At 68.0% G+C, this 12,691-nt stretch carries 14 protein-coding genes and 1 riboswitch; of the genes, 4 read left to right on the top strand and 10 right to left on the bottom strand.

Annotation, left to right across the window (positions count from 1 at the left end):
• The first annotated feature begins 25 nt into the window (after positions 1 to 25).
• The 4 genes from NM1_RS20445 to NM1_RS20430 all read left to right on the top strand — a co-directional run bounded on the left by NM1_RS20445 (position 26) and on the right by NM1_RS20430 (position 3,073).
• Positions 26 to 571: an HNH endonuclease gene (locus tag NM1_RS20445; RefSeq protein ID WP_068021983.1), complete on the top strand. Its 546-nt coding sequence runs from the start codon at positions 26 to 28 to the stop codon at positions 569 to 571.
• Positions 572 to 596: 25 nt separating this feature from the next.
• The gene (locus NM1_RS20440) at positions 597 to 857 is read left to right on the top strand and encodes a WhiB family transcriptional regulator (RefSeq protein WP_068021980.1); all 261 of its coding nucleotides are present in this window, start codon (positions 597 to 599) and stop codon (positions 855 to 857) included.
• Between the two features lie 207 nt (positions 858 to 1,064).
• Positions 1,065 to 2,738, top strand: a complete 1,674-nt coding sequence (locus NM1_RS20435; RefSeq protein WP_068021977.1) for a substrate-binding domain-containing protein — start codon at positions 1,065 to 1,067, stop codon at positions 2,736 to 2,738.
• A 29-nt stretch (positions 2,739 to 2,767) separates the two neighbouring features.
• Positions 2,768 to 3,073 (top strand): GIY-YIG nuclease family protein, encoded by a 306-nt coding sequence (locus NM1_RS20430; protein WP_068021974.1) that lies wholly within the window; start codon positions 2,768 to 2,770, stop codon positions 3,071 to 3,073.
• Between the two features lie 34 nt (positions 3,074 to 3,107).
• Here the strand turns inward: NM1_RS20430 and NM1_RS20425 are convergent, their stop codons facing one another.
• From NM1_RS20425 to NM1_RS20380, 10 genes are all read right to left on the bottom strand, one after another.
• A complete protein-coding gene (locus NM1_RS20425; RefSeq protein WP_068021971.1) occupies positions 3,108 to 3,494 on the bottom strand; it encodes a PPOX class F420-dependent oxidoreductase in 387 nt (128 codons plus the stop codon).
• A gap of 53 nt (positions 3,495 to 3,547) precedes the next feature.
• Positions 3,548 to 4,468 (bottom strand): AraC family transcriptional regulator, encoded by a 921-nt coding sequence (locus NM1_RS20420; RefSeq protein ID WP_068022161.1) that lies wholly within the window; start codon positions 4,466 to 4,468, stop codon positions 3,548 to 3,550.
• Positions 4,469 to 4,490: 22 nt separating this feature from the next.
• Positions 4,491 to 5,252 carry an SDR family NAD(P)-dependent oxidoreductase gene (locus NM1_RS20415; RefSeq protein ID WP_068021968.1) on the bottom strand — a complete coding sequence of 254 codons (762 nt, stop codon included), beginning with the start codon at positions 5,250 to 5,252 and terminating at the stop codon, positions 4,491 to 4,493.
• A 151-nt stretch (positions 5,253 to 5,403) separates the two neighbouring features.
• Positions 5,404 to 8,217, bottom strand: a complete 2,814-nt coding sequence (gcvP, locus tag NM1_RS20410; RefSeq protein WP_373864057.1) for an aminomethyl-transferring glycine dehydrogenase — start codon at positions 8,215 to 8,217, stop codon at positions 5,404 to 5,406.
• A gap of 177 nt (positions 8,218 to 8,394) precedes the next feature.
• Positions 8,395 to 8,489: riboswitch (glycine riboswitch) on the bottom strand.
• Between the two features lie 244 nt (positions 8,490 to 8,733).
• Positions 8,734 to 9,324, bottom strand: coding sequence for a MerR family transcriptional regulator (locus NM1_RS20405; protein ID WP_068021965.1), 591 nt, complete (start codon positions 9,322 to 9,324; stop codon positions 8,734 to 8,736).
• Positions 9,325 to 9,502: 178 nt separating this feature from the next.
• Complete coding sequence (locus tag NM1_RS20400) at positions 9,503 to 9,976, bottom strand: bifunctional nuclease family protein (protein WP_068021962.1); 474 nt, start codon at positions 9,974 to 9,976, stop codon at positions 9,503 to 9,505.
• 78 nt (positions 9,977 to 10,054) lie between these two features.
• The gene (ftsR, locus tag NM1_RS20395) at positions 10,055 to 10,861 is read right to left on the bottom strand and encodes a transcriptional regulator FtsR (protein ID WP_068021960.1); all 807 of its coding nucleotides are present in this window, start codon (positions 10,859 to 10,861) and stop codon (positions 10,055 to 10,057) included.
• A 14-nt stretch (positions 10,862 to 10,875) separates the two neighbouring features.
• Complete coding sequence (gene odhI / locus NM1_RS20390; protein ID WP_068021958.1) at positions 10,876 to 11,352, bottom strand: oxoglutarate dehydrogenase inhibitor Odhl; 477 nt, start codon at positions 11,350 to 11,352, stop codon at positions 10,876 to 10,878.
• A 175-nt stretch (positions 11,353 to 11,527) separates the two neighbouring features.
• Positions 11,528 to 11,926, bottom strand: coding sequence for a glycine cleavage system protein GcvH (gene gcvH, locus NM1_RS20385; protein WP_068021957.1), 399 nt, complete (start codon positions 11,924 to 11,926; stop codon positions 11,528 to 11,530).
• Between the two features lie 89 nt (positions 11,927 to 12,015).
• Entirely contained in the window at positions 12,016 to 12,642 is a 627-nt protein-coding gene (locus tag NM1_RS20380; RefSeq protein WP_068021953.1) for a CDP-alcohol phosphatidyltransferase family protein, read from the bottom strand.
• Positions 12,643 to 12,691: the final 49 nt, after the last annotated feature.

The raw sequence follows: 12,691 nt of genomic DNA, 5'->3' as shown, positions 1-12,691 counted from the left end.
CACTCCTCGAAACCTGGTGACACCCATGCTGTTCCGCCGGGCCCCCGACGCGGCCCCCACCCCCGACAACTGGATAAACACCGGCGTGCTGGTACTCAACGCCTCCTACGAGGCGCTCACCGATATCGGCGCCGACCGGGCGGTGGTGCTGCTCATCACCGGCGCCGCCGAGACCGTCGCCGCGTGGGAGCCGCACTTTCCGATCCGGTCCAAGCACCTGGAACTCGCACTGCCGCAAACGATTCGGCTGCTGCGCTACGTCTACCTCGAACACCGGGTGCTGGTGCACGACGAGAGCCGCGCCACCCTCGCGGGGGTGCTGCGGCGTGACGAGCACCGCTGCGGGTACTGCGCCGGATGGGCCCGCACCGTCGACCACATCCGGCCGCGCAGCCGGGGCGGACCGAACACGTGGAACAACCTGATCGCCGCGTGTGGGCCGTGCAACACGCACAAGGCGGATCGCACGCCGGAAGAGGCCGGTATGCGACTGCTGTGGGAGCCGAAGGCCCCCAACGAGATGGAGAAGAGACAACGGCGGATCTGGAAGGACCTGGCCGCCACCACCTGAGCCCCGAGAAAGGAGGGGATCCGAAATGACCAACGCACTACAGGAACTCACCCTGGTGGATCTGCTTCCGCTCTCGGATTCGCAGAGCTGGGAGGGTGCCGCTTGCAAGGGTGACCCGAATCATGACGCGTGGTTCCCGTACCCGTCGCAGGACTTCGCCTACGCCCGCACCGTCTGCGCCGGCTGCCCGATCCGCCGCCAGTGCGGCGAGTTCGCCGCCGACACCGGCCAGTCCGGCGTCTGGGGCGGCCACGAGTACGACCGCGGCCGCCTGATCCGCAGGTAAGCCCTGACCTATCTGATCCGCAGGTAAGCCCTGATCTATAGGGACCAGGGCCCCGCCCGCCTGATCCACAGAAACAGCGCCCCACCGCTGGATCCATAGATAGCGCGCCCCACTGGATCCATAGATAGCCCGCCCCACCCGCCCCAGCGGGTGGGGCGGGCCGAGCGACGGAGCGGCAAATGCGGCGTGAACATACACTGGTGAACCGTGGGTACACATCGCAGCGCCAGCAGTTCGCGGGGCGTCAGTAAGGGTCTGGTCGTGTCCGTGGTGGCGGTGCTACTCGTGGTGGCCGCGGTGGGTGGCTGGTTCTGGCTGCGGGGGCATTCGGCGTCCTCGGACCGTAGCGCCGCCGGAGAATGCGTGGAGGGGCAGGTCACCCTGCCGGTGACCGTCGATCCCGATATCGCCACGCCCGTGCGCGCGGCCGCCGACCGCTACAACGCCACCAAACCGCAGGTGCGCGACCACTGCGTCACGGTGGCGGTGAACGCGCAGCCGTCGGCGGCGATGGTGGGCGCGTTCACCTCCGGACGCGGCTGGGATTCCAAGCTGGGCCCCGAGCCCGCGCTGTGGATCGCGGACTCGACCCGGTCGGTCGAGCAGATGCGCGTGCCCGGCCTGATCGGCGGCGTCCCCGCGTCGGTGGCGGTGAGCCCGATCGTGCTGGCCGTGCCCGAACAGCTGCGTCAGGCGCTGGACCAGGCGAAGGTCGGCTGGTCGGATCTGCCTCGGCTGCAGCAGGGTTCGCTCGGGGAGGTCGGGCTCGACGGCTGGGGCGGTCTGCGCATGGCGATGCCCGCCGGGGACAAGGCGCTCGCCGCCGCCCTGGCCGTGGGCTCGAATGTCTCCGGAGCCGAACCGCTCACCGACGAGGCGGCCCGCACCGGGCAGGTGGTCTCCGGAATCTCGCAGCTTGCCGCGGGCGCACCCGAATCCGGCGATACGACGGGTGCGTTGGCGAGCCTCACCGGAGCCCCCGGGGCCGCGAACGCCGCCATCCACGCCACTGCGGTTACCGAACAGCAACTCAAAACCTCGGGCGGCACCACCGAGTTCCGCCCCGACGGAGCGAACCCCGTCGCCGACTACCCCGCCGCCCTGCTGACCGGGCCGTGGGTGGACAAGACTCAGAACCTCGTCGCCGGAATCTTCACCGATTACCTGCGCGCCCCCGAACAGCAGAAACTCTTCGCCGACAACGGGTTCCAGCCCGCCGCCGCGTCGGTCGCCGCCTCGCCGAAATCCGTTCTCGACCAAGTGAAGTCGGTTCTGGCGAATCCGGTGCTGGGCGTGCAGTCGACGGTTCTGCTCGATACCTCCGCCGCCATGGGCGCCACCGACGGCTCGCTCACCCGGCTGGCCAACACGCTCGGCGCGCTGCAGTCGACGATGGACACCATGCCGCCGGACTTCGGGCTCGGCGTCTGGACCTACGCCGGTGATCAGGACAACGGCAACCCGTACAAGGTGGTTTCCCAGACCGCCCCGCTGACCCGGCAGCACCGCACCGAACTAGCCCAGTCGCTCGGCAACGTCTCGGTGTCCTCGGCGCAGTCGGACCGCACCTATCCCGCCCTGGAGGCGGCCTACAAGAGCGCCGTCACCGGCCACGCCCAGGGCCGCACCAATTCGGTGCTGTTGATCACCGGCGGCCCCAACGACGGTTCCTCCCTGACCGGCGACCAACTGCTCTCCAAGATCACCGCCGCGACCGATTCGGCCCACCCCGTCCGCGTCGACGTCATCGTCGTCGGCGGCCAGGGCACCCAGACCCTGCAAACCCTCGCCCAGAAAACCGGCGGCACCTACACCCGCCTCACCAGCTCCAACGACCTCACCTTCGGCACCGCCGTCAACCACGCCCTCACCACCCCGTAATTGTCGGTGCCCCATGCCACGATCGCGGCATGGGGAGGAGATATAGGCGGCCGCCGCCGTGCGTGTACATCATGGCCAGTCACCCGCACGGCGTGCTGTACATCGGCGCGACGAGCAATCTCGTCGGCCGGGCCTGGCAGCACAGAAACGACGTGGTGGAGAGCTATACCAAGCGATTTCGCGTCCACATGCTCGTCTGGTACCAATCCGCCGGAACCTTGGAAGCCGCCTTGATTCAGGAGCGTCGGCTGAAGACCTGGCGCAGGGAACGCAAGATCCGCTTGATCGAGACCACCAACCCGGATTGGGACGACCTCTACCCCGCCCTCCTGTGACTCCCCGATTGCACCTCGCCGTCCCGTGATCGTGCTAGGCCCGTGGTGCAGCGGGTGTGATGGAGATGCCGACTGTGTTGTCCGGGCCCCGGAGCTTGCCCGCCCAGGCGACGAGTGCGCCGACGATGCCGTATTTCTGGCGGATCAATGCCCGCACCTGCCGGGTTTCGGCGGTGTCGATGATCTCGGCGTGGCCGTCGACCACGTCACCTCGTGTGGTGGTGCCCCGGGCGTTGCAGAGTTGCAGCGTCACGTTCGGGTTGCGCCGGATGCGTTTGATCTTCCAGCTGTCACCGTTGGCGGCCACCACGATTCGGCCGTCCTGCGGAGCGAGCCAGACCGGCGATCCGATCGGGCTGCCGTCCTTCTTGTAGGTGGTCAGCATCGCGTATTTGCCTGCGCCGATCTCACTCCATGTCATATCTCGCTCCTGGATAAGGCCGCCCGCGGGCGTGGATGGGGTTCTGGGACGGGTCAATCGGTGTCGTCGCCTGCTCGCGCGGTGAACCGGATTGCGTCGTGGCTGGGTGGCGTGCCGAACAGGCGGCGGTATTCCCGGCTGAACTGGGAGGGGCTGTCGTATCCGACGAGGTATCCGATGCTTGCGACATCTCCAGGATCGGCGGCCAGCAGCAGACGCGCCTCCTGGAGTCTGATCGTCTTCTGGTACTGGATGGGCGTGGTTGCGGTGACGGCCTGGAAATTCCGATGGAACGCCGAAGGGCTCATACCGGTGCGCTCGGCCAGGTCCTCCACCCGGAACGGCTCACGATAATGCTGCCGAATCCACTGCACCGCTTCGGCGATCGGAGAAAAGCGCGGATCGGTCAGCCCGATCCGGCGGACGGTCGGGCCATGCGCGCCGGTCATCAAGCGCCACAGGATCTCTCGCTTGACCAACGGGGCCAACACGTCCCGATCGCCGGGCTGATCGAGCAGTCGCACCAACCGCACCGTGGCGTCGAGCAGTTCGACGGAGGCATCGGCGAAAACGACCGCGGCCGCGGTGTTGTCCTCGTCGTCGGGAAAGCTGTCGGGCGGAGCGTGCACCATCATTTCGGCGACCTGCGCGGGCTGCAGGCGCAAACACAGACCCAGCACCGGACGCTGCGGGGTGGCGTCGATGAACTGACACTTCAGCGGCACCGCGACCGACGCCACCAGGCACTGCCCGGCCCGGTAGTCATACACCTGCTCGCCGTAGGCGAGCTGCTTTGCGCCCTGGGCGATCAGCGTCATGCGGGTCCCGCCCATGGACGGTGGCGGCGGCGTGTCCGTCTCCTCCCGGCCGACCAGTAGATCCGCGATAGCGGTCGTCGCGTCGGTGCGGGCGTGGCGGCCCAGCAGCACACGCAGTTCCTCCAGCAGTGTGCCCGCAGTCCGATTCGCCGACATCGTCATTGTCCTGGTGTGGCGGTCAGACCTGCTCGGTCGGGCGCACCAGCAACTCGGCGACGGCCACGTGCCGCGGTCGGGTCACGATGTAGCTCACCGAATCGGCGATGTCACCGGCCTGCAACCGCTCGATAGAACCGAAGGCACCGGCGAGTTGCTCCCGGACGGCGGCCGAATTGTGGTCGCGCAGTTCGGTATCGACACTGCCGGGCTCGATGACCGACACCCGGACGTGTTGACGGGCGAGTTCTTGGCGCAGCGCCTCGCTGAAGGCGCCGACGCCGAACTTCGTCGCGCAGTACACCGCGGACATGGCGAATGCGCCCCGCCCCGCCAGCGAGCCGATATTGACGATGTCGGCGATCCGGCGTGGCCCCTGGGCGGCCGCCGCGACCAGATGCGGGGTGGCGGCGTGCGCGCAGTACATCAGGCCCATCAGATTGATATCGATCATGCGACGCCAGTCGTCCAGATCCGCACCGGGAGCAGGCCCCAGCAGCATCAGACCGGCATTGTTGACCAGCGTGTCCAGGCGGCCCAGTTCCGCCACCGTGCGCTCCACCGCGTCCGCGGCGGCCTGGGCGTCGGTGATATCGGCGGGCACCACCAGCGCCCGACCGCCCGCGTCGGTAATTTCCGCGGCGAGATCGGTGAGCCGATCCTTGCGCCGGCCGACCAACGCCACCGCCGCGCCCGCACGGGCGAGCTCGGATGCCGTGGCGGCGCCGATGCCGCTGGAGGCCCCGGTGATCAAGGCAACGGTTCCGTCGAGACGAGCGGTCATGGTTCCAGCCTTTCGATGAACGCCCACGGGGCTTCCGGGGCGCGACGAACACGGACGAACCATTCAAACAAGCTGACCTGCGACAACGTTAGAACGATACTCGCTCGCTCTTGCACAATCCTCGCATCTTCGAGCTACCCGAGGAGTGGTACTAGTCCGTGTAGGCGTCCAGGGGTGGGCAGGAGCAGACGAGGTTGCGGTCACCGTAGGCGCCGTCTATGCGGCGGACGGCGGGCCAGACCTTGGGGCGGGGGGAGGTGAGGCCCAGCGGGTAGGCGGCGGTTTCACGGGTGTAGGGGTGTGGCCAGTCGCCTACGAGAGAGGCGGTGGTGTGCGGGGCGCCGCGCAACGGGCTGTTCTCGAGCGGCCAGGTGCCCGCGGCGACCTCGTCGATCTCGCCCTTGATCGCGATCATCGCGTCGATGAATGCGTCCAGTTCTTCGAGGTTCTCGCTCTCGGTGGGCTCCACCATCAGCGTGCCCGCCACCGGGAAGCTCATCGTCGGAGCGTGGAACCCGTAGTCCGCCAAGCGTTTTGCGACATCGTCCACCGTGACGCCGGTGCGCTTGGTGATCTCGCGCAGGTCCAGGATGCACTCGTGGGCGACCATGGCGTTCTCGCCGGTGTAGAGCACGGGATAGTACGAATCCAGCCGCCGCGCAATGTAATTCGCCGACGCGATGGCCGTCAGGGTGGCGCGGCGCAGCCCGTCGGCACCCATCATCCGGACGTAGGCCCACGTGATCGGGAGAATCGACGCCGACCCGTACTTCGCCGCCGACACCGCGTGCGACCCCGCCTCCAGCGGATCGCCCGGCAGATACTTCGCCAGATGCTCGCGCACCGCGACCGGCCCGACGCCGGGCCCGCCGCCGCCGTGCGGGATACAGAAGGTCTTGTGCAGGTTCAGGTGCGATACGTCACCGCCGAAGCGACCCGGACGGGCAAGTCCCACAAGCGCATTCAGGTTGGCTCCGTCGACGTACACCTGGCCGCCCGCGTCGTGCACCAGCGCGCAGAGTTCGGCCACCTCCTGCTCGTACACCCCGTGCGTGGACGGATAGGTGATCATGATGCAGGCCAGCCGGTCCGCGTGATCGGCGATCTTGGCCCGCAGGTCGTCGAGGTCGACGTCGCCGTTCTCGCGGCACTTGACCACCTCCACCCGCAGCCCGGCCATGGCCGCCGAGGCGGCGTTGGTGCCGTGCGCGCTGGACGGGATCAGGCACGTATCCCGGTGCGTATCACCACGATCCAGGTGATAGCGCCGGATCGCCAGCAACCCGGCGTACTCCCCCTGGCTACCGGCATTGGGCTGCAGGCTCACCCGGTCGTAGCCGGTGATCGCGGACAGCCACGTCTCCAGATCCTCCACCACCCGCAGCAGGCCGGGGGCGTCCTCGACCGGCGCGTACGGGTGCACGCGGGAGAACCCGGGCCACGTGATCGGCTCCATCTCCGCCGTGGCATTCAGCTTCATGGTGCACGAACCCAGCGGAATCATGCTGCGGTCCAACGCAATATCCTTGTCGGACAGCTGCCGCAGGTACCGCAGCATGGCGGTTTCGGTGTGGTAGCGGGTGAACGCCGGATGGGTCAGGTACTCCGAGGTGCGGGTCTCGATCGAGGGCAGCGCCGTCTTATTCGGAACTCCGTCGGCGCCGAAGGAGTCCAGCACGATCGCCAGATTCTCGTCGGTGGTCGCCTCGTCACAGGCCACCGCCACATGGTCCGCGTCGACCAGCCGCAGATTGACCCCGCGCCCCTGCGCCTTGGCCACCACGGCCTCCGCACCGCCGGGCACCCGCACCAGCACGGTGTCGAAGAACCGTTCGTGCACAACGGCTTCCCCGAGCCCGGCCGCCAGGCGTTCGGCCTGCCCGTGCACCCGGCGGGCGATCGCGCGCAGCCCGTCCGCGCCGTGGTAACTCGCGTACATCGCCGCGACGATGGCCAGCAGCACCTGGGCCGTGCAGATGTTCGAGGTCGCCTTCTCGCGGCGGATGTGCTGCTCACGGGTCTGCAGCGCGAGCCGGTAGGCCAGGTGGCCGTCGGCGTCCTTCGAGACGCCGACCAGGCGGCCGGGCAGTTGGCGAGCGTGCGCGGTGCGCACCGCCAGATAGCCCGCGTGCGGGCCGCCGTACCCCAGCGGCACCCCGAAACGCTGTGTGGTGCCGAAACATACGTCCGCGCCCTGCTCGCCGGGCGACGTGATCAAGGTCATCGCCAGCAGGTCCGCTCCGGCGGCGACCAGCGCGCCGCGCTCGTGCGCGGCCGCGATCAGATCGGTCCGGTCGACGATGCGCCCGGAGGCGCCGGGCACCTGGACCAGCACGCCGAAGAACTCGCCGTCGGGCAGCGCGTTCGCGGCGAGGTCCGCCTCGACGATCTCGATGCCCAGCGGCTCGGCGCGCGTGAACAGCACCGTCCGGGTCTGCGGGAACAGATCGGTGTCGATGAGCAGCCGGTTCGACTTGCTGCTCCGATTGGCGCGGCGCAGCAGCGTCATCGCCTCGGCGGCGGCGGTCGCCTCGTCCAGCATGGACGCGTTGGCGACCTCCATGCCGGTGAGATCCGAGACCATGGTCTGGAAGTTCAGCAGCGCCTCGAGGCGGCCCTGGCTGATCTCCGGCTGGTACGGGGTGTAGGCGGTGTACCAGGCCGGATTCTCCAGCAGATTGCGCACCAGCACCGGCGGGGTCAGGGTGTCGTAGTAGCCGAGGCCGATCATGGAGGCGGCGACGGTATTGGATCGCGCGAGGGTGGCGAGCTCGTCGAGCACCTCGTGTTCGGAGGCCGCCGGGGGAAGTATGCCCAGCCCGTTCGCCGCCGTCGCGTCGAGGATGCTCGCCGGGACGGCGCGCTCGGCCAGCTCGTCCAGCGAGCCGACGCCGACGGTGTCGAGAATCCGGTCGATGGCGTCGGTGTCGGGTCCGATGTGGCGATCGGCGAAGGAACGGGTCACGGCAGCTCCCAGGGTCAGGGCGGAGTCGGCACGGCGCGAGCAACGCACGGCGCCGACATCTTCGGGCCCTCCCCCTCTGTCGTGGCGCCTGAGAGATTCAGGTCCCGCACGCGGGATCCCTTTCCCCATGGGCGGGTGGTCCGCATTGTGTGCAGCCACCGCTTTCCAGAGGCGCCGATGGTCCGTACGGTCCCTGATGCCTGAGAGATTGACGGGGAGGTGCTGCTCCTTCGGCGTCCGGGTCGGACCCGGAACTCTCCCGCACGGCGGCGACGCAAGGCCCAGTCTATGCGTACCCGGATGTCCAGCGTGTTACCTGCCCGGCCAAGAGCGTGCCGGGCAATGAAATGGGACGGTGCGCGCCGGGCAATGAAACGTGGACCGAGCGCGCCGGGCAGTCGAATGGGGACCGAGCGCGCCGGGCAGTCGAACGGGGACCGAGCGCGCCAGGCAACAAGATGAGAACGGAGCGCGCCGGGCATGAGATGGAGACCGAGCGCGCCGGACGCGGGCGAACTATCCCGTCTTGCGGTTCATGCGGGCCTTGCGGCGGAAGGCGAGTTCGTCTTCCGGGCGGTCGCTGGCCGTGGTGACCTCGGCCTTTTCGGCCGGGAAGTTGGCGATGGCGCCCGTCAGTTCGCGCATGGCGCCGCTGACGGCGATGCCGAAGACGCCCTGCCCGCCCTGCAGTAAATCGACGACCTCTTCCGGGGAGGTGCACTCGTAGACCGTGGTGCCGTCGGAGAACAGGGTGATACCGGCCAGATCCTCGACGCCGCGGCTGCGCAGATGGTCGACGGCGATGCGGATGTTCTGCAGCGAGATGCCCGCATCGAGCAGCCGCTTGACGATCTTCAGGACCAGGATGTCCTTGAACGAGTAGAGACGCTGACTCCCCGAGCCGGTGGCGCTGCGGATCGACGGGACGACCAGGCCCGTGCGGGCCCAGTAGTCGAGCTGCCGGTAGGTGATGCCGGCCACCTGGCATGCGCTGGGAACCCGGTAACCGACCAGGTCGTCCGGCACCGTGTCATCGGGGAACAGCCCGGGCTGCACCACGGTGGCGGGCCGCGCCCCCGGTCCAGTCTGCTGCGGTTGATCTCCCACTGACTACTCCCTCACTGCTTCGCCGGTGCGAACAACGGCCTAACTGTCGAGGCTACTCCCTCGATTGTCCCGGCAGCAGTGGCACCGGACCAAGCTTCGCGCGCGGCGTGTTTCTCACCCTCTACCTGAGGTAGAGAGATCGCCCGGTCGAAGCAGCTTTTTCGAGGCTACGGCGCAGCTAACTATCAGTCGCCTTGAAGTCGTCGGGCGAGACCGACTCGAGGAACTCCTTGAACTTCTCCACCTCGTCCTCTTTTTCGTCGGGCATCACCAGCCCGGCCTCCTCCAGCACCGGCTCCTCGGCATAGATCGGGCAACCGACGCGCAGGGCGATCGCGACCGAATCCGACGGCCGCGCCGAGATGCGCAGGTCGTTGTCGAACACCAGATCCGCGTAGAACGTGCCCTCCTGCAGATCGACGATCCGGACCTCCTTGAGCGTGTGCCCCAGCTCGGTGATCAGGACCTTGATCAAGTCGTGGGTGAGCGGGCGGATAGGCGTCACGCCCTCCTGCTCCAGGACGATCGCGGTCGCCTCCGCCTGCCCGATCCAGATCGGTAGATACCGATCGCCGTCCACCTCGCGGAGCAACAGCACGGGCTGGTTCTGGGGCTGCTCGACACGGATGCCGATCACACGCATTTCACTCATCGCACTGCCTCCCATGCATCGCCGACCTCCCCCCGGGCACGATGGGGTCGGCCGTATCACCGAGTCTAGGCGAAGATTTCAGCTACCGAGTGCACCGCGCACCGCCGTCTTCACCAGGCTGGTGTGCAGTGTCAGGGACAGGGCCGCGAGCTCACGCACCGTCTCCTCGGCGCGGGCGCGCGCATCGGCGTCCCGGCTCTTGGCTATCGGCGCGGCGATCTGGGCGACCATCGCCGCCTCGCGATCGGCCGCCAGCTTGAAAGCGCGCAGATGCCGCGCCTCCAAGCCGAATTCGCTCAGCGCCCTGGCCGTGCGCGCCAGCGTCACCGCCTCGGCATCGAAGAAACCGGCCGCGCCGGGGGTGATGAGATTGGCGCGGATCAGTTCGGCGAGGAACTTCTCGTCGATACCGGCCTGCTCCAGCAGATCGGCTCGGGTGATGCGGATTTCGTGGTCGAACCGCAGCTCTTCGGGCGACACCTCACCGGGAACCACGCCGAGCCTCCGGGGCGGGGTGAGGGCACCGGAGGGGCGAGCGGCGCCGGATGCCTGCCCCGATCCGTCCGCCCCGGCGCCGTCCGCCCGGGCACGCGCCTCGCGCACCCCGAGCGTCGCGGCGCCGCTGTCGATCGCCTCCAATTGCTCCTTGATCACCTTCAGCGGCAGGTACTGGTCGCGCTGGGCCGTCAGGATGAACCTCAGCCGTTCGACGTCCGCGACGGAGAACCTGCGATAGCCCGACGGCGTGCGCTCCGGGCTGATCAGCCCCTCCGATTCGAGGAAGCGGATCTTGGAGATGGTGATGTCCGGAAAATCCGGACGCAGCAGGTCCAGCACGGAGCCGATCGACATTCCTCCGCGTGTCCACTGCGCTGCGCCTGTCATCTCGTACCGACCTGCTATAGAGCGCCGGCGGAATCGTTCTGGGCGGGACGCGGTCCGGTCAGGAACACCAGCCGGAACTTGCCGATCTGGACCTCGTCGCCGTTCTGCAGTTCCGAGGAGTCCACGGGCTCGCGGTTGACGTAGGTGCCGTTCAGGCTGCCCACGTCCACGACCTGGAAGGTGTCGTCGTCCTGGCGGAACTCCGCGTGGCGGCGGGAGACGGTGACATCGTCGAGAAAGATGTCGCTGTCGGGGTGGCGCCCCGCCGAGGTGGTGGGCTGGTCCAGCAGGAATCGCGAGCCGGCGTTCGGACCGCGCTTGACCACCAGCAGGGCAGCGCCCGGAGGCAGGCCCTCGACCCCCTGGACCGGCTGATCGCCGGTCTGCTCACCGGTGCGCGACGCGTCGACCTCGTTGAGGAAGTCAGCGCGGAACACCGAAGTAGTCTCGGCCGCGCTCTCCCCGTAACCCGGGTCTTTGTTCTCGCTCACCCTTGCTCTCCTCCTCGAACCGATTATCCGTACAAGCATCCGATGCACTTGCCGTCAACCGACGCGACCGGCTGTCGCGCCCTTGGAAATTCCGGCACCGGCCGCCGGCACATCTGTTGGCATTGACCGTACCCTGCCTGGGGGATCCCGTGCAGGTAGAACTGTGAAGGCCGCTTCAGGCCCCGATAACTCCTTCATAACCGGCGGCATCGAGCAGGTCACCGAGTGTTGCGTCGAGGCCGGCGGCGTCGGAGACCTCCATCTCGAACATCCAGCCCTCGCCGTACGGATCGGTGTTCAGGTTCTCCGGCTCGGTGTCCAGATTCTCGTTCACCGCAACGATTTTCGCGCTCAGCGGAGCGTAGATATCGGACACGCTCTTGGTGGACTCGACCTCCGCGATGCCCTCCTCGGCCTTGACGTCGCTGTCGACCGCGGGCAGCTGCACGAACACGACGTCACCGAGCTGTGACTGGGCGTAATCGGTGATGCCCACCCGCACCCGGGTCGGACCGGTCCGCCGCACCCATTCGTGCTGCTCGGTGTAGCGCAGATCCTCGGGAACGTCACTCACGACTGCAGTCCTTTCACGGGCATCCTCTCTCCGGCGTGATGATCACTGTATCGGCTCGCGCGGACATGCTTACCCCGCACACCCCCGGGCTATGTCTCGATGCGAGATCCCTGCGGCACAGCCGGTATCGCGCGGGCCACGGCGACGGCCTTGCCGAGATACAGGACGCCCGTCCAGACGTAGGCGGCCGTACCCCAGATCAAAAATGCCCAACCGAAGGCCCGGCTGAAACCTGCCAGTGCCCAGTCCATCTGTCCGGCCAGCAGCCACGGCAAGGCCGACATCAGCGCGAAGGTGGCCGCCTTGCCCAGATAGATCACCTCGGGCAGGGGCAGTTCCCGGCGCTTGTAGATGGGAAGTACCGCCGCCAGCACGAGCTCGCGGCCGATCAGCACGACGACGAACGGCCAGGGCAGGATGCCGCGCACCAGCAGGCCCAGGATCGTCGCCACCAGATACAGCCGGTCCACGAAGGGATCCAGCAGCGCGCCCAGCCGCGAGTACTGGTCCAGCAGCCGGGCCAGCTTGCCGTCCAGGAAATCGGTGAAACCGCTGACGATCAGCAGCGTGAACGCCCAGCCGTCGGCGCGTTCGACCAGCAGCAGCCACAGCAGCACCGGGACGCCGATCAGGCGCAGCACGCTCAGCACGTTCGGCACGGTGAGAATGCGGTCCTGGCGGCCGTCGGCCGCGGGTCCGGGTGGTTCGCTCGTCACAGCTGTTGCTTACCGGAAACGGCACAACAGCGCCATACGGGCGCGCCGG

This window comes from Nocardia mexicana NBRC 108244 (assembly GCF_001613165.1).
Classification (GTDB): Bacteria; Actinomycetota; Actinomycetes; order Mycobacteriales; family Mycobacteriaceae; genus Nocardia; species Nocardia mexicana.
This window is presented reverse-complemented; position numbering and strand designations above follow the sequence as displayed.